The 22,002-nt window shown below is 46.7% G+C and carries 20 protein-coding genes; 14 read left to right on the top strand and 6 right to left on the bottom strand.

The genetic code is table 11. From position 1 onward, the window contains the following. On the bottom strand, positions 1–382 hold a 382-nt coding region (locus H3001_RS16000; protein ID WP_181215475.1), incomplete at its 3' end, for a transposase. Positions 383–566: 184 nt separating this feature from the next. After that, complete coding sequence (locus H3001_RS15995; RefSeq protein ID WP_178243355.1) at positions 567–1,370, bottom strand: META domain-containing protein; 804 nt, start codon at positions 1,368–1,370, stop codon at positions 567–569. A 212-nt stretch (positions 1,371–1,582) separates the two neighbouring features. Here H3001_RS15995 and H3001_RS15990 point away from each other — a divergent pair, with 212 nt between their 5' ends. The 4 genes from H3001_RS15990 (at position 1,583) to H3001_RS15975 (ending at position 5,526) form a co-directional block, all read left to right on the top strand. Beyond that, a complete protein-coding gene (locus tag H3001_RS15990; protein ID WP_181215474.1) occupies positions 1,583–2,776 on the top strand; it encodes a saccharopine dehydrogenase family protein in 1,194 nt (397 codons plus the stop codon). A gap of 152 nt (positions 2,777–2,928) precedes the next feature. Beyond that, on the top strand, positions 2,929–3,378 hold the full coding sequence (bcp, locus tag H3001_RS15985; protein WP_181215473.1) for a thioredoxin-dependent thiol peroxidase: 450 nt from the start codon (positions 2,929–2,931) through the stop codon (positions 3,376–3,378). A 56-nt stretch (positions 3,379–3,434) separates the two neighbouring features. Continuing rightward, on the top strand, positions 3,435–4,484 hold the full coding sequence (gene recA, locus H3001_RS15980; RefSeq protein WP_178243358.1) for a recombinase RecA: 1,050 nt from the start codon (positions 3,435–3,437) through the stop codon (positions 4,482–4,484). A gap of 67 nt (positions 4,485–4,551) precedes the next feature. Continuing rightward, positions 4,552–5,526 carry a hypothetical protein gene (locus H3001_RS15975; protein WP_181215472.1) on the top strand — a complete coding sequence of 325 codons (975 nt, stop codon included), beginning with the start codon at positions 4,552–4,554 and terminating at the stop codon, positions 5,524–5,526. A gap of 225 nt (positions 5,527–5,751) precedes the next feature. On the opposite strand, the gene H3001_RS15970 is transcribed toward H3001_RS15975, so the two are convergent. Next, on the bottom strand, positions 5,752–7,002 hold the full coding sequence (locus tag H3001_RS15970) for a hypothetical protein (RefSeq protein WP_181215471.1): 1,251 nt from the start codon (positions 7,000–7,002) through the stop codon (positions 5,752–5,754). Between the two features lie 254 nt (positions 7,003–7,256). Between H3001_RS15970 and H3001_RS15965 the strand changes: the two genes are divergently transcribed. From H3001_RS15965 to miaA, 9 genes are all read left to right on the top strand, one after another. Continuing rightward, positions 7,257–8,765 carry a glycoside hydrolase family 10 protein gene (locus tag H3001_RS15965; protein WP_181215470.1) on the top strand — a complete coding sequence of 503 codons (1,509 nt, stop codon included), beginning with the start codon at positions 7,257–7,259 and terminating at the stop codon, positions 8,763–8,765. A 75-nt stretch (positions 8,766–8,840) separates the two neighbouring features. Next, a complete protein-coding gene (locus H3001_RS15960) occupies positions 8,841–10,013 on the top strand; it encodes an AIR synthase-related protein (RefSeq protein ID WP_178243362.1) in 1,173 nt (390 codons plus the stop codon). Positions 10,014–10,122: 109 nt separating this feature from the next. Then, on the top strand, positions 10,123–11,232 hold the full coding sequence (prfA, locus tag H3001_RS15955; RefSeq protein ID WP_178243363.1) for a peptide chain release factor 1: 1,110 nt from the start codon (positions 10,123–10,125) through the stop codon (positions 11,230–11,232). Positions 11,233–11,246: 14 nt separating this feature from the next. Beyond that, positions 11,247–12,071 (top strand): orotidine-5'-phosphate decarboxylase, encoded by an 825-nt coding sequence (pyrF, locus tag H3001_RS15950; RefSeq protein WP_178243364.1) that lies wholly within the window; start codon positions 11,247–11,249, stop codon positions 12,069–12,071. A 279-nt stretch (positions 12,072–12,350) separates the two neighbouring features. Further along, on the top strand, positions 12,351–13,391 hold the full coding sequence (gene lpxD / locus H3001_RS15945; protein WP_181215469.1) for a UDP-3-O-(3-hydroxymyristoyl)glucosamine N-acyltransferase: 1,041 nt from the start codon (positions 12,351–12,353) through the stop codon (positions 13,389–13,391). Between the two features lie 5 nt (positions 13,392–13,396). Next, positions 13,397–14,782, top strand: coding sequence for a bifunctional UDP-3-O-[3-hydroxymyristoyl] N-acetylglucosamine deacetylase/3-hydroxyacyl-ACP dehydratase (locus tag H3001_RS15940; RefSeq protein ID WP_178243366.1), 1,386 nt, complete (start codon positions 13,397–13,399; stop codon positions 14,780–14,782). Between the two features lie 15 nt (positions 14,783–14,797). Further along, complete coding sequence (gene lpxA, locus H3001_RS15935; RefSeq protein ID WP_178243367.1) at positions 14,798–15,574, top strand: acyl-ACP--UDP-N-acetylglucosamine O-acyltransferase; 777 nt, start codon at positions 14,798–14,800, stop codon at positions 15,572–15,574. A 40-nt stretch (positions 15,575–15,614) separates the two neighbouring features. Continuing rightward, a complete protein-coding gene (locus H3001_RS15930; protein WP_178243368.1) occupies positions 15,615–16,169 on the top strand; it encodes an IS1096 element passenger TnpR family protein in 555 nt (184 codons plus the stop codon). 98 nt (positions 16,170–16,267) lie between these two features. Beyond that, entirely contained in the window at positions 16,268–17,176 is a 909-nt protein-coding gene (gene miaA / locus H3001_RS15925) for a tRNA (adenosine(37)-N6)-dimethylallyltransferase MiaA (RefSeq protein ID WP_178243369.1), read from the top strand. Positions 17,177–17,200: 24 nt separating this feature from the next. On the opposite strand, the gene H3001_RS15920 is transcribed toward miaA, so the two are convergent. From H3001_RS15920 to mtaB, 3 genes are all read right to left on the bottom strand, one after another. Next, positions 17,201–18,220: an AI-2E family transporter gene (locus H3001_RS15920; RefSeq protein WP_178243408.1), complete on the bottom strand. Its 1,020-nt coding sequence runs from the start codon at positions 18,218–18,220 to the stop codon at positions 17,201–17,203. Between the two features lie 198 nt (positions 18,221–18,418). Then, the gene (locus H3001_RS15915; RefSeq protein ID WP_181215476.1) at positions 18,419–19,438 is read right to left on the bottom strand and encodes a glycosyltransferase family 2 protein; all 1,020 of its coding nucleotides are present in this window, start codon (positions 19,436–19,438) and stop codon (positions 18,419–18,421) included. A 48-nt stretch (positions 19,439–19,486) separates the two neighbouring features. Continuing rightward, positions 19,487–20,818 (bottom strand): tRNA (N(6)-L-threonylcarbamoyladenosine(37)-C(2))-methylthiotransferase MtaB, encoded by a 1,332-nt coding sequence (gene mtaB, locus H3001_RS15910; protein ID WP_181215468.1) that lies wholly within the window; start codon positions 20,816–20,818, stop codon positions 19,487–19,489. A 316-nt stretch (positions 20,819–21,134) separates the two neighbouring features. Here mtaB and H3001_RS15905 point away from each other — a divergent pair, with 316 nt between their 5' ends. Next, positions 21,135–21,338: a PG1828 family lipoprotein gene (locus H3001_RS15905; protein ID WP_178243371.1), complete on the top strand. Its 204-nt coding sequence runs from the start codon at positions 21,135–21,137 to the stop codon at positions 21,336–21,338. Positions 21,339–22,002: the final 664 nt, after the last annotated feature.

The following is a 22,002-nucleotide window of genomic DNA, read 5'->3' as shown; positions in this document are numbered from 1 at the left end:
CTTCTGACACGAGGAACTTTACAATAGTGGCGAAAACTGTCTTCAGTACATCCTTCAGACGGCTGCTGCGGAAACGGTTGATGGTATTATGGTCAGGAGTAACGTTGCCGGTAAGCCACATGAAGCGGATGTCATTGCGACAGAATTCTTCTATGCGACGGCTGGAATAGATATTACGCAGATAAGCATAGACCAGAATCTGAAGCATCATGCGCGGGTGGTATGCAGAACAGCCTTTAGGAGAATACCTGCGGTAAAGTTCTTCGAGGTTTATCTGTTCAATGATACGGTGAACAACCCGGACCGGATCGTTCTGGGGAATAAAATCGCCTAAACATGGAGGTAAAAGCAGATTATCGTTGGATGTGTAATTTTTAAACATTATCTTTGGGATATATTGACTTGATTCCCTAAGATACAAAAATTTAGGGAGACGGGCAAGTTCTGACTGAGCGAAGTTAGGACTTGCCCGATTTTTTTGCAGACACAAAAAAGGCCATCTCAAAGTATTTTGAGACAGCCTCATCCCCTATTTATAAACTACGATTGTGTGATTTGCTTACTGATTATTTAGAAAGCTTTTCTCCTTCGTTCTTCACCAGAGTAAGTACCTCTACTCCGTTTTCATCGAGCAAAGCCACCGACTGGTCTTCTTTCACGGTAAAGCTGCGTACCGTATCAATAGCCTTCAGTACCTTTCTTTCCACATCCATGCCCGGACCGGCCATCATGGTAGAAATGAACTGAGTAAAGCGCAGAGAAGCCGGTTTTCCTTCTTCCTGCATAAAGCCGCCGTTGATTACGTTGCAGCCACCATTGCCGTGTACGTGCTTTTCAGCCACATTGAATGAAAGGAAAGGAGTCTTGTCCATTTTCTCCAAAGCAGCTCCGTTGACCGCAGCAATGACCCACTCACCGTTCAGACTTTCTACAGTCACCTGTGGAGTCTCGCGCTTTGACAAGGTCAGCAGGGTATTTCCCTTCTCGTCGGTCAGGGCAACCCCGTTTTCGGTTTCCGTATATCCGTCAACCTTATTCAGCGCATCTACCACTTTGATTTCCAGATTCATATCCGGGCACATCATACGGGTAGTAGCAACCTGGGTGAAATGAATTTTTCCGGCATTCAAGGTATCTACTTCAAAGCCTCCCATCATGCGGTTGCATCCGGTATAGCCATACAGACGTTTTGCCTCCATGTCCAGACCGATGAACGGCAACTCCTCACCTGTAGTCTGCTCACCCGCAACCGTTACAATATTCCATTCACCACCCAATTCAGATGAACTCATTAACACCTTATTACCGCCACACGATGCCATCCAAGCACCGGCACACAGTGCGGCCACTCCAAAATAAACTTTTTTCATACTTTTTCTTTCTTTTATTTTATGTACTCCTCAGGAATGAGATCGGACTCTTCCACAGAATACAAAGTTATTTCAAATAGTTTAGCCTGATAAAACTTCTGTAAGAAAAATGGCGATAACCCCAAAATACTGCATAATCTTATCAGAAATTTTTCTATCTTTGCGTACTGATCGGTAACGTTTACCGGGCATTAAAATTATTCTATTGATAAATGAGTAAAGTATTGATTATCGGTGCAGGCGGTGTAGGAACCGTCGTTGCACACAAAGTGGCCCAACATCCTGAAGTCTTTACAGAAGTGATGATTGCCAGCCGCACCCAGTCAAAATGTGACGCGATTGTAAAAGCGATCGGTAACCCAAACATCAAAACCGCTAAGGTAGATGCAGATAATGTAGACGAACTGGTGGCTTTATTCAATGGTTTTAAACCCGAAATCGTTATTAACGTAGCACTTCCGTACCAGGACCTGACCATCATGGAAGCCTGTCTGAAAGCAGGTGTCAACTACCTGGATACCGCCAACTACGAGCCTAAGGATGAAGCACACTTCGAATACAGCTGGCAGTGGGCTTACAAACAGCGCTTCGAAGAGGCTGGCCTGACAGCTATTCTGGGTTGCGGATTCGACCCGGGAGTAAGCGGTGTGTATACGGCTTATGCAGCCAAGCATCATTTTGACGAAATCCAGTATCTGGATATCGTGGACTGCAATGCCGGAAATCACCACAAGGCTTTTGCTACCAACTTCAATCCGGAAATCAACATCCGTGAGATTACTCAGAACGGACGGTATTGGGAAAACGGCCAGTGGGTGACTACCCAGCCGCTTGAATTCCACAAGGACCTGACTTATCCGAACATCGGTCCGCGCGATTCTTACCTGTTGTATCACGAAGAACTGGAATCGCTGGTGAAGAACTTCCCGACCATCAAGCGTGCCCGCTTCTGGATGACTTTCGGACAGGAATACCTGACTCACTTGCGGGTAATCCAGAACATCGGTATGGCGAGCATCGAGCCTATCAACTACAACGGTATGGAAATCGTTCCGCTGCAGTTCCTGAAAGCTGTATTGCCTAATCCGCAGGATCTGGGTGAGAACTATGAAGGTGAAACTTCTATCGGTTGCCGCATCCGTGGTATCAAGGACGGTAAGGAACGTACATATTATGTATACAACAACTGTTCACACCAGGAGGCTTACAAGGAAACCGGTATGCAGGGAGTAAGCTATACCACCGGTGTGCCTGCCATGATCGGTGCCATGATGTTCCTGAAGGGACTGTGGAAACGTCCGGGAGTATGGAACGTGGAAGAATTCGATCCGGATCCGTTCATGGAAGCACTGAACCAGTACGGATTGCCTTGGCATGAAGTATTCGACGGCGACCTGGAACTGTAAAAAAGTGCATAATCGCCCTCTTTATAAACATTTGGAAACAACCGGCGTCTGCATAACGGATGCAGATGCCGGATTTATTCCTTTCCCTTTCACAAAAACTCATACACAAGGGGACACACAGGTCCTTCCTTGTCTTATTTAATTTTTATATCATGAACGTAGGAGACAAAGCCCCCGAACTGCTCGGCTTGAATGAGAACGGTGAAGAAATCCGTCTGAGCAATTATAAAGGAAAAAAAATCGTATTATATTTCTATCCCAAGGACATGACTTCCGGATGTACCGCTCAGGCATGTAACCTGCGTGACAACTATCAGGAACTGAAAAATGCCGGATATGAAGTGATTGGTGTAAGTATCAATGACCAGAAGTCGCATCTCAAATTTATCGAAAAGAATGCACTTCCGTTTACGCTGATTGCCGATACCGAACAAAAACTGGTACAGGAATTCGGAGTATGGGGAGAAAAAAGCATGTACGGACGCAAGTACATGGGTACTTTCCGTACCACCTTCATCATCAACGAGGAAGGAATTATCGAGCGTATCATCCTGCCGAAGGAAATCAAGACCAAGGGTCACGCTGCACAAATTCTGAAATAACTCATCCGACAGGGTGTTTATATATTTATCACAATATCCTTAAACATTAAGAATATATGGCAAAAAAAGACGAACTGGAATTTGAAGGGGGTATCGACGCCGCTTCAAAGCCCAACAATAGCGAAAAACTGAAGGCCTTGCAGGCTGCTATGGATAAAATAGAGAAGACTTTCGGAAAAGGCTCCATCATGAAAATGGGAGATGACCACGTACAGGAAGTGGAGGTAATCCCGAGCGGCTCCATTGCCCTGAATGCGGCACTGGGAGTAGGCGGTTATCCGAAAGGACGTATCATCGAGATTTATGGTCCGGAATCATCTGGTAAGACCACACTGGCCATCCATGCCATTGCCGAAGCGCAGAAGGCGGGTGGTATTGCGGCATTCATTGATGCGGAGCATGCTTTCGACCGTTTTTATGCGGCCAAACTGGGAGTGGATATCGACAACCTGTGGATTTCTCAGCCGGACAACGGAGAACAGGCACTGGAAATCGCAGAACAGCTGATCCGTTCATCGGCCATTGATATCATCGTCATCGACTCTGTAGCTGCCCTGACTCCGAAGGCTGAAATCGAAGGAGAAATGGGTGACAACCGTGTAGGCTTGCAGGCAAGACTGATGTCACAGGCCTTGCGTAAACTGACTTCGGCTATCAGCAAGACCAACACGACCTGTATCTTCATCAACCAGTTGCGTGAGAAAATCGGTGTCATGTTCGGTAACCCGGAAACAACAACCGGAGGTAACGCACTGAAATTCTATGCTTCTGTCCGTCTGGATATCCGCAAAGGCAGTCCGATCAAGGACGGTGAAGATGTGATTGGTAACCAGACACGTGTAAAAGTGGTAAAGAACAAGGTCGCTCCTCCTTTCCGCAAGGCTGAATTCGACATCATGTTCGGTGAAGGTATCTCACGCAGTGGAGAAATCATCGACCTGGGTGCCGAACTGGGTATCATCAAGAAGAGCGGTTCGTGGTACAGTTACAACGATACCAAACTGGGACAGGGACGCGACGCGGCCAAACAGTGTATCCAGGACAATCCGGAACTTGCAGAAGAGCTGGAAGCACTGATTTTTGATGCCTTAAAGGACAAAGAGTAATTCATCATAAAGCATAAGCGGGCATGCGTATATGCCTGTCTTATGCTTTTCTAAAATCCCTATATCTATGAAATATCTTTTCACCCTCCTGACTGCCCTGTGCTGCTGCCTGACCTCGATGGCAGCCTCGCCCAAAAGCAATCATGCCATTCCGTTCCGGTTTGCCACAAAAGCGGAAGCCCAGATGCTGATTACCAATATCGACCAGTTTACCAATAACTGGAACCAGTTTGACATCAATGTACGTCTCCAGACCAATGAGGGCAAAAAGTCGCAATTGCTGACGGTAGCCATGAATGCTACAGGCAACTGGAGCGACCAGGAAAAGCAAAGAATCAGCAAGATTATCAAGGAACTGGAAGCCAGCCTTACCAAACTGAACGCTTCACTGCCTTTCCCTGAAGAGGTAATTCTGGTGAAGACATCCATGGAAGAAGAAGGAAAGGTCATTGCCTATACGCGCGAGAACTGGATTGCCCTGGGTGAGGAAGCCTTGAGCGAACTGGACAATGAGACGCTGCGGGAGATTATGGCACACGAACTGTTTCATGTGCTGACACGGAACAGTATGGACTTCAAAAAGGCTATCTATGCCACTATCGGATTCAACATCACCCGTCAGGAAATCATTTTCCCGGCAGAGCTGGTCAACAAGCGGATTTCCAATCCGGACATCAGCCGTCACGACAGTTATGCTTCCTTCCTTATCGATGGCAAAGAACAGAATTGTACCATGGTGCTGTATACCGACAGAGAGTACACCGAAGGTGGACTGACGGATTACCTGAACGTAGGACTGGTGCCGCTGGATGAGCATTTCATCCCGTTGCAGCAAAACGGAGAGACCGTTATCTACCCGATTTCAAAAGCAGAAAACTTTTATGAAAAGGTAGGCAGAAACACGAATTATACCATCCATCCGGAGGAAATCCTGGCGGATAACTTTGCCTATACCCTTACCAACACCAGCAAGGTGAAGGATTCAGAAATTATCCAACGCATTAAAGAAGTGCTGAAAGGACAATATAAGGGTGATAAATAAAAGAAAAACCGACCGGTATTAAAAACCGGTATTAAAAACGGAATACAAAAACAGCGGACTGCATTTTCCTTGAGCAATAGCTTTGGAACATGCAGTCCGCTGTTTTTGTATCTGTATATCTGTGTATCAGTTGCCACCAAATCACTCTGTCACCGCCGGTATTCCTGCCCGCAATCATCGTACGGATGGAAATGCCGGCGGTGGCAGGCAACTGCTCCATCCGGTTTAGAACTGGAAGATAGCAGTCAGCACCAGACGGTGATTGAGCACATCGTGTGAGGTAGAAGCCTTGCCTTTCGGATCAAACTCATCACCATACCAGGCATTGCACACCGAATATTCGGCTCCGAACTTCCAGTTGGGAAGGTTATATGTCAGTTCGGCTGTTCCGGTAAACAACTGATCGAGGCCCGTTCCGGTACCAATCTTACCCAAAGTCACTTCTTCCGAAGCTCCCAGATTCTTCAAATATCCAAAGAACAAAGCCGGACGCCATTTCTTGCCATATGCCACATTCACCCAAGTAGCCGAAGTCCGCAACGGAGCATAATCCTGTTCACCGGTCACCTTGTCGATGGCAGTAATACCGTATCCGCCCACCGTACTGGTCTGAGTCAGATTGGTTCCCAACACGGTCTTGGCAGCCACCAGCCAGTTATTCTGTTTGTATTTCAGATGCGCTTCTGCCGAAACTCCGGTCACCCGCTCATCTACCTTATAGACATTTCCGTTATCATCTACCGACTCTGTCCGCGGAACGATGGAACCCACGTGCACACCGGCTCCGGCCAGCAAGGTTTCGTTCTTATAATCGGCTCCTACATAGAATTCAGGAACATTGCTCTTTTTCATGAATTCGGCGCTCTTTGCCGTAGACACCGCCCCTACCCGTGTAGAACTGGGTCCGACTGACAGATACTGAGACTGCCAGATGGCCGCAGCCGTAAGCACCAGGTGCTTATATGCCAGACGGTAACGGATCTGAGGCGCACGGCTGAACGGCTGATAAGGAGCTCCCATATTCAGATTCAGAATTTCAGGAGCGACATCACCATACAGCGGATGCCAGGTTTGTCCGACCAGCAACGAAGAGTGGTTCCAGGCCAGGTTGAAATACACATGGCGCATCCGGAACATGGAATAAGAAGTACCCGAACCACGGAAGTCAACCTCTACTTTGGCCGAGGTCTGGATGTTACCCAACTGCGGTCCTGCCACATCGACTCCGACACGGGAATACAAGGTATAGAAATTGCTGTTCGCTACCGCATTCAAGTCCTGTCCGGCTGCATCCAGACGAGTGTCCTGAGGATACATGTAAAACAATCCATCCACCGTTTCCGAGTTGGCACGGCTATTATAATAGAAATCCGTACGGACCTGCCCGTAAAATTTGTAGTCAAATCCTTTTTTCTGAGCCGAAAGAGCCCCCGCACCTCCTATCAGAAGCGCACATAAACACATTACTTTTTTCATTACTTATTATCATTATTTTCTGAATATTCACCCCGTACCCTGCAGCCGGTATCCATCCGGCCGCAACCGTCCGCAAAATTAACAAAATTTACCCAAATAATATCCTCTACCTCCCAGATTAACTAAAAGCTAGGCAGGAAAAGAAGCGGTTCCCACAAGAATTCACTATCTTTGCAAATCAAAAACAATCCTGCCGGAATGAATCCCAATACCGTAAAATAACGGTTGGGCCGGACCGGCTCAATCATTGAACTATGACATATCGGTTTAAACTATTATACACACTGTTACTTTGCCTGATGCTCTCTTTCAGCAAAGGAGTTTTTGCCCAACCTAAGTACGAGATACGAGCCTCCTGGGTTACGACATTAGGCGGAATGGACTGGCCTTCGCACAAGGCATCAGGACCACGCGGCATCGAACTGCAGAAAAAGGAGTTCTGCCGTATACTGGATCAGCTGAAGGCAGCCAACTTCAACACCGTACTTTTACAGACCCGGCTGAGAGGGGATGTGATTTATCCCTCGGCCATAGAGTCCTTTACCGAATCACTGACCGGACATGAAGGGAAAGACCCGGGATACGACCCGTTGCAGTTTGCCATCGAAGAATGCCATCGCAGAGGCATGGAGGTACATGCCTGGATTGTGACCATCCCCATCGGGAACCAGCGGCAGGTGAAACTGCTGGGCAAAGAATCGGTAGTCAGAAAGAAACCCTCCCTGTGCAAGTTGTATAAGGGAACCTGGTACCTCGATCCAGGCAACAAGGGAACGGACGACTATCTGGCAGGCATTGTCCGGGAGATTGTTTCGAAATACGACATCGACGGGGTGCACTTCGACTATATCCGCTATCCGGAGCATTCGGCCACCTTCCCCGATGCAGCCACGTACCGCAAGAGCCACAGCAAGCAGGACCTTGCACAATGGCGGCGCGACAACATCACCCGTATCGTACGCCGTCTGTATCACGAGACCAAGGCACTGAAGCCCTGGGTAAAGGTAAGCAGTTCACCGGTAGGAAAATACAACGATACCCAACGCTACAATTCACGCGGATGGAATGCGTATGAGATTGTATACCAGGATGCCAAGCAGTGGCTGTCGGAAGGTATACACGACGCTCTGTTCCCGATGATGTACTTCCAGGGAAACAACTTCTATCCTTTTGCACTCGACTGGCAGGAGAATAAATACGAACGGTGGATTGTGCCCGGACTGGGTATTTATTTCCTCCATCCGCGGGAAAGAGACTGGCAACTGAATGAGATTGTCCGTCAAATAGAATTTACAAGAAGCATAGGAACTGACGGTCAGGCATATTTCCGCAACCAGTTCCTGCTGGACAATACCAAGGGACTGCTGGACAAACTGAAAGAGCAGTTCTATGCTTATCCGGCTGTGGTTCCTGCAATGAAATGGCAGGACAGCATTGCCCCGCTCCCTCCTAGCCAACCGGTCTTTACTCCTCTCACCAAAGGAGTGCAACTCAAGTGGAAGGCATCGGAAAGCAGGGAAAAAGGCGGAATATATTACCGGGTATATGCATCCAATACATATCCGGTAGATATCCAAAAGGCTGAGAACATCATTGCCACACGTACCGACTCGACCACTTATACCTTCTTGCCCGATTTCCCCTGGCAGGAAAAAGCCTACTGGTGCATCACGGCCGTCGACCGTTTCGGCAATGAGAGCGAAGCCCTGGAAATGAACATTCCTGTTTTCGACCTCCTGGGGAAGAAGAAGGAAAAACATTAGATAAAAAGAAGGGAATACGCAAAATATTCGCTAAATTTGCGCATTCAATTGAAATCAACAAACTTATAATATCTCATGAGTAACCAACGATACATGCAGCGTGGCGTATCTGCATCAAAGGAAGATGTACATAACGCGATTAAAAACATTGACAAAGGTATTTTCCCAAAAGCATTCTGTAAAATCATCCCGGATATTCTGGGCGGTGACCCTGAATATTGCAACATCATGCATGCAGACGGGGCAGGCACAAAATCTTCACTGGCTTATCTGTACTGGAAGGAAACCGGTGACTTGTCGGTATGGAAAGGTATCGCACAAGATGCCCTGATCATGAATATTGACGATTTGTTGTGTGTGGGTGCAGTAGACAATATTCTGGTTTCATCAACCATCGGACGCAACAAACTGCTGGTTCCGGGAGAGGTAATCTCTGCCATCATCAACGGTACAGACGAACTGCTGGCCGAACTTCGCGAAATGGGAGTCGGTGTATATGCAACCGGAGGTGAGACAGCCGATGTAGGCGACCTGGTACGTACCATCATTGTCGACAGTACAGTGACCTGCCGTATGAAACGTGCCGATGTAATCGACAATGCCAATATCCGTCCGGGGGATGTAATCGTGGGTCTGGCTTCTTATGGACAGGCTACTTACGAAAAGGAATACAACGGAGGTATGGGAAGCAACGGACTGACAAGTGCCCGTCATGATGTCTTCTCCAAATACCTGGCCGAAAAATATCCGGAAAGCTACGACAAGGCCGTACCTGAAGAACTGGTGTACAGCGGTCAGCTGAAACTCACTGATGCAGTAGAAGGATCGCCGCTGGATGCAGGTAAACTGGTACTTTCTCCTACCCGTACATATGCACCGGTAGTGAAAAAACTGCTGGATGCATTGCGTCCTCAGATTCACGGTATGGTACACTGCTCGGGTGGTGCACAGACCAAAGTGCTGCACTTTGTCGGTGACAACTGCCGCGTCATCAAGGACAACCTGTTCCCGGTTCCTCCATTGTTCCGCACCATCAAGGAACAAAGCGGTACCGACTGGGATGAGATGTATAAGGTGTTCAACATGGGACATCGTCTGGAAGTATACCTGTCACCGGAACATGCGGAAGAGGTTATCGCAATCAGTAAATCATTCAACATCGATGCACAGATCATCGGTCGCATCGAGGAAAGCAACGGCTCCAAGGAACTGATTATCCGCAGTGAATTCGGAGAGTTCAAATATTAAAAATTGCTGGATGAGCATTTAAGCCCGTTTCGGAAGAAAGACCGGATGCCGAAAACGGCCGGGCTTCCGGAACGAATCTTGACTTAAACGATTTTGGAAATAAATTAATATGGCAGAAAACAATACATTATTAGAGAAGCTGGACGGATTGGTAGCCCGTTTTGAGGAAGTTTCCACACTCATCACCGACCCGAATGTCATAGCCGACCAGAAACGCTATGTGAAACTCACCAAGGAATACAAAGAACTGGGAGACATCATGAACGCACGCAAGGAATACCTGCAGTGCATCAGCGGACTGGAAGAGGCAAAGGCCATGATGAACGAAAGCGATCCTGAAATGAAGGAGATGGCGCGTGAGGAAGCTGCCGCCTGTGAGGCCCGGATTCCGGAGCTCGAGGAAGAAATCAAGCTGCTGCTCGTGCCTGCCGACCCGCAAGATGACCGTAATGCGATTCTGGAAATCCGTGGAGGTACCGGAGGAGATGAAGCAGCCATCTTTGCCGGCGATCTATTTCGTATGTATTCAAAGTACTGTGAATCCAAAGGATGGAAACTGGAAGTATCAAGCGCCAATGAGGGTGCCGCCGGAGGCTTTAAGGAAATCATCTGTTCTGTTACAGGCGACAAGGTATATGGTACACTGAAATATGAATCGGGGGTACACCGCGTACAGCGCGTTCCGGCCACCGAGACACAGGGACGTGTGCATACATCTGCGGCATCGGTAGCCGTACTTCCGGAAGCGGAACCTTTCGACGTGGAAATCAACGAAGGTGAGATTAAATGGGATACTTTCCGAAGCGGAGGTGCCGGCGGACAGAATGTCAACAAGGTTGAGTCGGGTGTCCGCTTGCGTTACAACTGGAAGAACCCCAATACGGGGGTGGTGGAGGAAATTCTGATTGAATGTACCGAAACCCGTGACCAGCCCAAGAATAAGGAACGTGCCCTCTCACGCCTGCGTACCTTCATCTACGACAAGGAGCATCAGAAATACATCGACGACATTGCTTCGAAGCGTAAGACAATGGTCAGCACCGGCGACCGGTCGGCGAAGATCCGTACTTACAACTATCCGCAGGGACGCATTACCGACCACCGTATTAACTATACCATTTATAACCTGGCTGCATTTATGGACGGGGATATTCAGGACTGTATCGACCACCTGATCGTTGCCGAAAATGCAGAACGACTGAAAGAAAGTGAACTTTAAGAATACAAAGCATTATGAATAAACAACAGTTATTTGAAAATATCAAGAAAAAGCAATCTTTCCTTTGCGTAGGATTGGATACCGACATCAAGAAGATTCCGGAACATCTGCTGAAAGAAGAAGATCCGATTTTTGCTTTCAACAAGGCAATCATCGATGCAACAGCCCCTTATTGTATTGCTTACAAGCCGAATCTGGCTTTCTATGAAAGCATGGGAGTAAAAGGATGGATTGCATTCGAAAAGACTGTAGAATATATCAAGACCAACTATCCTGACCAGTTCATCATTGCGGACGCCAAGCGTGGTGATATCGGAAACACATCGGCCATGTATGCCCGTACGTTCTTCGAAGAACTGAATATTGACTCTGTAACGGTGGCTCCGTACATGGGTGAAGACAGTGTGACTCCTTTCCTTACTTATGAAGGCAAATGGGTAATCCTGCTGGCACTGACTTCCAACAAGGGTTCACACGATTTCCAGCTGACTACCGATCCGGAAGGCGAACGTCTGTTCGAAAAAGTATTGCGCAAGTCACAGGAATGGGCCAACGACGAAAACATGATGTACGTAGTAGGAGCTACTCAGGGACGCATGTTCGAAGATATCCGTAAGATTGTTCCGAACCACTTCCTGCTGGTTCCGGGTATCGGAGCACAGGGCGGTTCACTGGAAGAAGTCTGCAAATACGGTATGACCAAGGAATGCGGACTGATTGTAAACTCAAGCCGTGCCATCATCTATGCCGACAAGACAGAAAACTTTGCTGCAGTTGCCGGTGAAGAAGCTCAGAAAGTACAAAAACAGATGGCTGAACAATTGAAAACCATTTTGTAAAAAATAATTCCAGCAGCGTATATTTTCATCGTATTTATACGTCAATCTGTTAAAACATAATAAAAAGGCAGTATCTGTATGTAATAATCAGATGCTGCCTTTTTGACTATATTTCACTTGCTCTAAAGACATTTAAGGACCTAAAATCAGAAATAATTGCCTTTTTATACGATTATATAAAAAAAAAATACGTAATTTGCATAATTAACAATGCAGGCGTCTTTTCAGACTCCTTCAGGCAGTAAATAATAAAGTTAAAAAAGAGCAAAAATATTAGTTATGGAATTTTCAGCTAAGCAAATTGCGGAATATATCCAGGGAGTAATTGTAGGAGATGAAAACGCTACCGTACATACATTCTCCAAAATTGAAGAAGGTATACCCGGAGCCCTCACATTTCTGGCAAACCCTAAATACACCCATTATATATACGAAACCAAAGCGTCTATAGTATTGGTCAACAAGGATTTTATTCCCGAAGGTGAAATTACGGCTACGCTAATAAAAGTTGATAATGCTTATGAAAGCCTTGCTAAACTGATGACTTTATATGAAATGAGCAAACCGAAAAAGACCGGTATCAATCCTTTGGCAAGCGTAGCTGCGAATGCCCGGATTGGCGAGAATGTCTATATCGGTCCTTTTGCGTGCATCGAAGAGGGTGCCGTAATCGGTGACAACGCTTATATTCACCCGCACGTAACTGTAGGATGCAATGCAAAGGTAGGAAACGGAACCATTCTTTACCCGCACGTAACCGTTTACCACGACTGCCGTATCGGCAACCAATGTATCATCCACGCCGGAGCCGTAATAGGAGCCGACGGATTTGGCTTTGCTCCTTCTGCCGAAGGATATGAAAAAATCCCTCAAATTGGAATTACCATCATCGAAGACCAGGTGGAAATCGGTGCGAACACATGCGTAGACCGTGCCACTATGGGAGCTACCATCGTACATAAGGGTACCAAGCTGGACAACCTGATTCAGATAGCTCACAACGTAGAAGTAGGCAGTCATACCGTAATGGCCTCACAGGTCGGTATTGCCGGCTCTGCCAAGATCGGTGAATGGTGTATGTTCGGAGGACAGGTAGGTGTGGCCGGACATATTCAGATTGGAGATCATGTAAATGTCGGTGCCCAGTCGGGAATACCCGGAAACACAAAATCAGGAAGCAGCCTGATGGGATATCCGGCAATCGAACCTAAACAATTTGCACGTTCTTCTGCCGTGTTCAAGAAGTTGCCGGAAATGTACAGCGAACTGGGACGTCTGCAGAAAGAACTGGAAGAATTAAAAAAACAACTTAACAAGTAAAGCCCATGTTGAAACAACAAACTTTAAAAGGCAGTTTCTCACTGAACGGTAAAGGACTTCATACAGGAGTCAAGCTGACCGTTACTTTTAATCCTGCCCCAGAACATCACGGGTATAAAATTCAACGAATAGATCTTGACGAACAGCCCATTATCGATGCTGTGGCTGAAAACGTAGTCGATACTACCCGCGGTACTGTTTTGGCAAAAAACGGGGTAAAAGTGAGTACGATAGAGCATGCAATGGCCGCACTGTATGCAGCAGGTATTGATAACTGTCTGATTCAGGTAAACGGTCCGGAATTTCCGATTCTGGACGGAAGTGCCAAAGCATATGTAGAATGTATCAAACGAGTAGGCATCGAAGAACAGGCCGCTCCGAAGGATTATTATATAATCAAGTCGAAAATCGAATTCCGCGACGAAGATACCGGTTCGTCCATCATCGTATTGCCTGATGAAAACTTCAGTATCAATACGCTGATTTCGTACGATTCGAAAATCCTGACCAACCAGTATGCTACGCTGGAGAACATGGAAGATTTTCCGAATGAGATTGCTTCTGCCCGTACGTTCGTATTCGTCCGTGAAATCGAGCCGCTGCTCAATGCCGGACTGATCAAGGGAGGCGACCTGGATAATGCTATCGTGATTTACGAACGCCAGATGACTCAGGAAAACTACGACAAGCTGGCCGACGTAATGGGGGTTCCACACATGGATGCCAGCCAGATCGGATACATCAACCACATTCCATTGGTATGGCCTAACGAACCGGCACGTCACAAACTGCTGGATATCATCGGCGACCTGGCACTGATCGGCAAGCCGATTAAGGGACGTATCATCGCTACCCGTCCGGGACATACCATCAACAACAAGTTTGCCCGTCAGATCCGTAAGGAAATCCGCCTGCATGAAATCCAGGCTCCGGTGTACAACTGCAACGAAGCACCGCTCATGGACGTAAACCGTATCCGTGAACTGCTCCCTCACCGTTATCCGTTCCAGCTGGTGGACAAGGTGATTGCAATCGGTGCCAGCCACATTGTCGGTATCAAGAACGTAACTACCAACGAGCCTTTCTTCCAGGGACATTTCCCACAGGAACCGGTGATGCCGGGTGTGCTTCAGATTGAAGCCATGGCACAGGTAGGTGGACTGCTGGTATTGAATTCGCTGGACGATCCAGAAAAATATTCTACCTATTTCCTCAAGATTGACAATGTCAAATTCCGTCAAAAGGTAGTTCCGGGTGACACACTAATTTTCCGTGTGGAATTGATGGCTCCTATCCGTCGTGGTATCTCGACCATGAAAGGTTATGCTTTTGTAGGTGAAAAAATAGTCTGTGAAGCAGAATTCATGGCACAAATCGTAAAAAACAAATAAAAAGATCAGTATAAGATGGAGCAGAAAATTAGTCCTTTAGCATACATACATCCGGAAGCTCAGATTGGAAAAAACGTAGAGATTGGTCCTTTTGTTTTCATCGACCGGAATGTGGTCATAGGAGATGATAACGTAATCATGCCCAATGCCAATATCTTATACGGATCACGTATCGGTAATGGCAACCGTATTTTCCCAGGAGCTGTCATCGGAGCCATTCCTCAGGATTTGAAATTCCGTGGAGAGGAGACTACTGCTGAAATAGGAGACAACAACACCATCCGTGAAAACGTAACCATCAACCGCGGTACTGCTGCCAAGGGAAAGACCGTGGTCGGCAATAACAACCTGCTGATGGAAGGTGTTCATGTGGCACACGATACGATTGTGGGCAACGGCTGTATCATCGGCAACTCGACCAAAATGGCCGGAGAGGTGATTATACACGATAATGCAATTGTCAGCGCCAATGTACTGATGCATCAGTTCTGCCAGGTAGGCAGTTATGTAATGATTCAGGGAGGATGCCGTTTCAGCAAGGACATTCCGCCGTACATCATTGCCGGACGCGAACCGATTGCATACAGCGGCATCAATATTATTGGTCTGCGCAGAAGAGGATTTTCCAGCGAAACGATTGAAAACATCCACAACGCTTACCGGATTATCTACAACAGCGGAAAGAACGTAAGCGATGCCCTGGCTCAGATCAAGGAGGAAATGACCATGACTCCGGAAATAAAATATATCGTTTCGTTCATCGAAAATTCGGAAAGAGGAATTATCCGATAAAAGTTTTTTATATCTTTACCGAGAATTTAAAAAAAAGACAATGGTATATAAATTTAGAATAATATCTGATGAAGTCGATGATTTCCTGAGAGAAATTGACATTGACTCTGAAGCTTCATTCTACGATCTTCACGAAGCTATCTTGAAAAGTACCGGTTATAAGAATGACCAGATGACTTCTTTCTTCATCTGTGATGACGATTGGGAAAAAGAAACGGAAATCACACTGGAAGATATGGGTAACGGAAGTTCCGAAGAAGATACTTACGTAATGAAAGATACCCGCCTGAGCGAGTTGCTGGAAGACGAAAAGCAGAAACTGATTTACGTCTTTGACCCGCTGACAGAAAGAGTATTTTTCATTGAATTGTCGGAAATTATCACCGGGAAAGATTTGAAACGTGCTACCTGTGTACGCAAGGAAGGCAATCCTCCCAAACAGACCATTGACTTTGATGAGCAGATGGCAACCAACTCATCACTGGACCTGGATGAAAACTTCTACGGAGACCAGGATTTCGATATGGAAGATTTCGATCCGGAAGGATTTGAAATGGGCGAAGGAGGAAATCCTTACGATGATGAAAGATATTAAATAAACAAGTCTTGCAAACATCAGCATCCGCAGACTAACGCATGGGATTATCCAAAGTTTCCACGCGCTAATCTGCGGATTTTTTTAAGTATATACTCATGAAGAAACCTACGTTGATTGTACTGCTCGGCCCGACAGGAGTCGGCAAGACCGAATTGAGCCTGTCTATCGCCGAGGCCTACCACACCTCCATTGTCTCTGCCGACTCCAGACAGTTGTATGCAGATATTAAAATAGGAACTGCCGCCCCCACTGCGGAACAGCTGGCACGGGTTCCCCACTACTTTGTGCGCACGCTCGACCTGCACGACTATTACAGTGCCGCACAATACGAAATGGAAGTCCTGAAAAAGCTGGAGGAACTGTTCAGGGAGAACGACGTGGTAGTACTGACCGGCGGATCAATGATGTACATCGATGCCGTATGCAAGGGCATCGACGATATACCGACGGTAGACAACGAAACCCGGCAACTGATGCTGGAGCGGTACGAGCAGGAAGGGCTCGAAAGACTGTGTGCCGAACTGAAGTTGCTGGATCCTGAATACTATCAGATAGTGGACCTGAAGAACCACAAGCGGGTGATTCATGCACTGGAAATATGCTACATGACCGGAAAGACCTTCACTTCGTTCCGTACCCAGACACAGAAAGAGCGTCCTTTCGAGATACTGAAAATCGGACTGAAACGGGAACGCGAGGAACTGTACGAACGCATCAACCGGAGGGTCGATATCATGATGGAAGAAGGACTGCTGGAGGAAGCCCGCAGGGTATATCCTTTCCGCCAGCTGAATTCACTCAATACCGTAGGATACAAAGAGCTGTTCAACTACCTGGACGGCACGTGGGAATTGCCTTTTGCCATCGAGAAAATCAAGCAGAACTCACGCATCTACTCGCGGAAGCAGATGACCTGGTTCAAACGGGACCAGCACATCACCTGGTTCCATCCGGAAGATACGGCGGAAATCATGAGTTTTCTTCAAAAAAACATAGGGAAGTAACCGGTTGGTTACTTCCCTATGTTTTTATTTGGAAACACCCTCATCGGAGGCATCGTTCAGCAGATATTCATCGCGGAACATTTCGATGAACAGCAGGAACAGGGATACCAGCAGCGGACCGAAGATGATTCCCATAAACCCGAAAATCGGAAGTCCCGCCACCACACCGAAGATGGTAATCAGCGGATGGATGTTGGCCATCTTTTTCTGCAGGATAAAACGAATCAGATTGTCACACTGTGAAATGATAATTCCTCCGTATCCCAGCAAAATCAATCCATTCACCCAATCACCGATCAGGAAAAAGTAAATGGTCACAGGAATCCAGATAATGGCCGTACCCACAATCGGAATCACCGAAGCAAAGGCCGTCAGAAAGGCAGTCAGAATCGGATTGGGAGCCCCGCAGAGCAAATATCCTCCAAGGGAAATAAAACCCTGAATCACAGCCAGCAGCGGAATACCAATGGCATTCGAGCGGACCATCAGCTGTATTTTCTCCAGCACCTCCCGCTTGTTCTCTTCCTCGAAAGGCAAGAGTACGGTCACATAAGATTCCATCTTCCGGCCTTCATAAAGCATGAAAAACAGCAGCATGATGGCCACGGCGATATTGACCACGGCATCGCTCACCCCACTCATCACCCGCTGGCCGATGGAAGAAAGCTGACTGACCATAAACGACAGGCTCTTCTCTGAAAGCACGTCGAAACCGGTCTTTTCTTTCAAGATGGCAATGGCATGCTGTGCAGGCTGTATGATGGCCTGGGTATCAAAATGCAATCCCGACAACTGGCTCACCAGGGCCCATGCCATGAGCGACAGCGGTATCAGAATGAATAACGTAGTACCAATGGTCACCAGCCAGACCGCCAACGTCGGATTCATCTTCGACTGCAGCCAATAAGTAAAATTACGCAGCAACAGATAGAGGGTAAAACCACCCAGAATACCGTTCATAAACGGTTGGGCCTGACGGAACAATAAAATGCCCAGCCCTATAATCAATACGATCAGAGAATATCTCCAATACCTTTCCTTCATTGATTTCTGCTCTTTCATCGGTTGTATATTTAATCAAAAAACTTCTCTATGTGTCAAGGCAGGAAAACGGTACCCGTCCCCGCTTGCCTTCCTTGCAAATATAATCAATTCATCCCAACGGAAGTCATCGTACAAGATAAAAAAACAGCAGCACTGACAGTCGGATACTATCAATGCGGCTGAGTTATTGCATCGGCATTATTTCTCAAACATAGAGAAATAACACTTTCTCTTCCACTTGGCCTGCCATAAGATACTGCAGTTCCAGCGTTCCGGAATTCTTCCTACCATCGTATAATGCAGGTTGTCCTCGCGGTCTGTCGTAAACTGGGGCTTCATCCGGAAATACTCCTTGCGTGCCCGGATAACGGCACACATGTTTTTCCAGTCACCCTTCAACAGAAAGACCCCTGCCGCCAGATAGTCGAGCACCCAGCGAACCCGCATGACCTTTGCCAATTCTCTTTCCGGAAGATTCTTGTACAACATCAGCAGGTTATTCCTGAAATTCAAGAAGGTTTTATGAGGACTGTCCTTCTTCAGGGTTCCTCCTCCCACGTGATACACCTTGCTTCCGGGAACGCAGTGAATTTCATATCCGCGGCTCCGTATTCTCCAGCACAGGTCGATTTCCTCCATGTGTGCGAAGAAACGTCCGTCGAGACCGCCCTCCCTGCGGTAAATATCCAAGCGTATCATCAGTGCCGCTCCGCTTGCCCAAAACACGGGAATCGGCTCATCGTACTGTCCCTTATCAACTTCCAGACAGTCGAAGATACGCCCCCGGCAAAACGGATAGCCATAGCGGTCGATAAATCCGCCGGACGCACCCGCATATTCAAAGTACGACTTATCGCACTGACTTAAAATCTTCGGCTGACAGGCAGCAACCTGCAAATGCCTGTCCATATAATCCGTCAATACAGCCAGCCAGCCTTCCGTCACCTCTACGTCACTGTTCAGCAACAGTGCATACGTGGCATTCACCTGCTGCAAGGCCCGGTTATATCCTTCCGCAAAGCCGTAATTCTGATCCAGCCTAATTAATCTTACTTCCGGAAATTCCTTTTCGAGGACTGCACATGAATCATCATCAGAAGCATTATCCGCCACACAAATCTCCACACCCTCCATATTGGAGTACTTCAACACCGAAGGAAGAAAACGCTGAAGCATTTCTTTTCCGCTCCAATTTAATATCACCACAGAAACTTTCATCATACAGTCTTAAATTATAAAAGACAAGATCAATATTATTATTTATTATCAAATATAAGGTTTATTTTTCAAATTACCTTGAAGAGCAACGGTCTCTTCATTAAATTCCCCTAAACGTACGTCTACAATCTGGTTGTCCAGACGGTCATCGTTCTCCAGTTCCACCCGGATATAATTATCGGTAAAGCCGTGCATCTTGGTACCGGGCTTGGAATGTTCCATCAAAACCTTAGCCTCCTTACCTATATAACGCATATAGAACGATTTTGTTTTCTCATCCGACAAAGCCAGTAAGCGCTGGCTGCGGCGATGCTTTTCTTCGGCCGGCACCACGTAGTCGATTTTCAGCGCCTGGGTTCCCGGACGTTCGGAATAACTGAACACGTGCAGCTGCGTAATGTCGAGCCCACGGATAAATTCGTAAGCCTGTTCAAAGTACTCCGGAGTTTCCCCACGGGTACCCACAATCACATCCACCCCGATGAAAGCATCGGGCATCAATTCCTTAATCCGCTGAATCTTATGCGCAAACAAGGCCGTGTCGTAGCGACGGCGCATCAACTTCAGCACCTCGTCACAACCCGACTGCAACGGAATATGGAAATGCGGCATAAAACGTTTGGAAGAAGCTACAAAATCGATGATCTCATCGGTCAGCAGATTCGGTTCGATGGAAGAAATACGGTAGCGCTCAATGCCTTCAACCTCATCCAGCGCCCGGATCAGATCGAAGAACGTCTCTCCGGTTGATTTTCCGAAGTCGCCGATATTTACCCCTGTCAGCACAATTTCCTTTCCGCCTTCGGCAGCCACCTCACGGGCCTGTGCCACCAAGTCAGCGATTCTACCGTTGCGGCTTCTGCCGCGGGCAAAAGGAATGGTGCAATAAGAACAGAAATAATCACATCCATCCTGTACCTTCAGGAAATACCGCGTTCTGTCCCCTCTCGAACAAGACGGAACAAAAGTACGTATATCTTTAGTTGCTGTAATGACTGCCTCTCCGTGCGCATGCTTCTCCAGGTTACCCAGGTAATTCACCAGATCGCCTTTCTGTTCGGCCCCGAGCACCAGGTCTACCCCTTCAATTTCGGACACCTGATCCGGCTTGAGCTGTGCATAACAGCCTGTGACTACCACAAATGCTCCCGGATGCTCTTTAGTAAGCCGATGGATTGCCTGGCGACATTTCTTGTCTGCCATTTCAGTGACTGAACAAGTATTTATGACACAGATATCCGCTTTCTCGCCTCTTCTGACGGTCCGTACCCCTGCCTCTTTCAATGTTTTTCCAATAGTAGAAGTTTCCGCAAAGTTCAGTTTACAGCCTAATGTATAATAAACTGCTTTTTTATCCTGAAAAATAGATGTATCAATCATATTTTTTTATATCAATGTAAATTTACTAAAAGTACAAAATTACAAATTATAATTCAAACATTAAGAAAACTAAAGTCAAAGAGTTCGGCTTTTTTAGTCATTTTATGGCTTGCCCGGAAAAAGTCCGCCGATTTTTCCTTTTTTTAAAGCCCTTTTACCCGGAAAAATCCCCTCAAAACAAAAAAAACATATTTAAAAACATATTTTTTTGAAAAAAATGGCCTTCAGGAGAACAATGTAATGAAAAAGTCTCTATCTTTGCATCGTTTTTAAGAGAACAACATAAGTATTACAGATTTTTAAAAAGCAAAAGAAAATGAAAAAGTTAGTATTTGTATTCGTAGCATTTGTAGCAGTATCATTCGCTTCATGTGGTAACAAAGCAAACAATGAAGCAGCTTCAACTGATTCAGTTGCAGTAGAAACTATCGAAGAAGCAGCTCCAGTTGCTGCTGACAGCGCTGTAGCATGTGATTCAGCTGCTGCTTGTTGCGATTCAGCTGCTGTTGTTGCTGAATAATTAGCAGTAAGAGAGAATTGAAAGTCTGTAAGCTATGCCTACAGACTTTTTTTATGCCCTTACCCTACCCTTTAACTTTCTACGGCTCAAAGGTTTTCCGTTTTCCTCCCCTATCTTCCGACTTCCGGAACCGACTCCTGGCTTCACCGGCTCCCTTCACCCTTCTTTCGTAAACCAGTCCCAAAGTCCGAAAAGACAGCTTCTTACAAAAAAGGAAATATACAGACGAAATATTTCATTTCCGAAAACGGCCGATACATCCAGGCACCGGCAAACAAAGAATCACACTTACCGAAAGGAAGATCAGTCAGCGGCGAAATTCCATCACGCAACGCCGGCATTTCATTAATTAGCGGCGCAAATCATTCAGACAGCTACGAAAAGACTATTTTACAACGAATTGCCTGCATGATAAGACAGACTTTCTCTACAGTATACTCCGAATACAATCAAAGAATATCATCTCATACAGCCTGCCTTCCCCCATCCTCCGACGGATTTTTCTTACTAACCTCTTCACATGCAGAACGGAATATCGGCTCAGTAGAAATTTAGTGGGGATAAATTTGTAATCTAATCGAATAGTTCTTTACTTTACAGCATGGAAAACGATTATTTGAGCATGTTGGCCAGTATTGTACTGCCCACACAGATATTGGATTAC

It is taken from the genome of Phocaeicola faecicola (assembly GCF_013618865.1).
Taxonomy (GTDB): domain Bacteria; phylum Bacteroidota; class Bacteroidia; order Bacteroidales; family Bacteroidaceae; genus Phocaeicola; species Phocaeicola faecicola.
The sequence above is the reverse complement of the archived record's forward strand: the minus strand, read 5'-3'. Positions and strand labels throughout refer to the sequence as shown.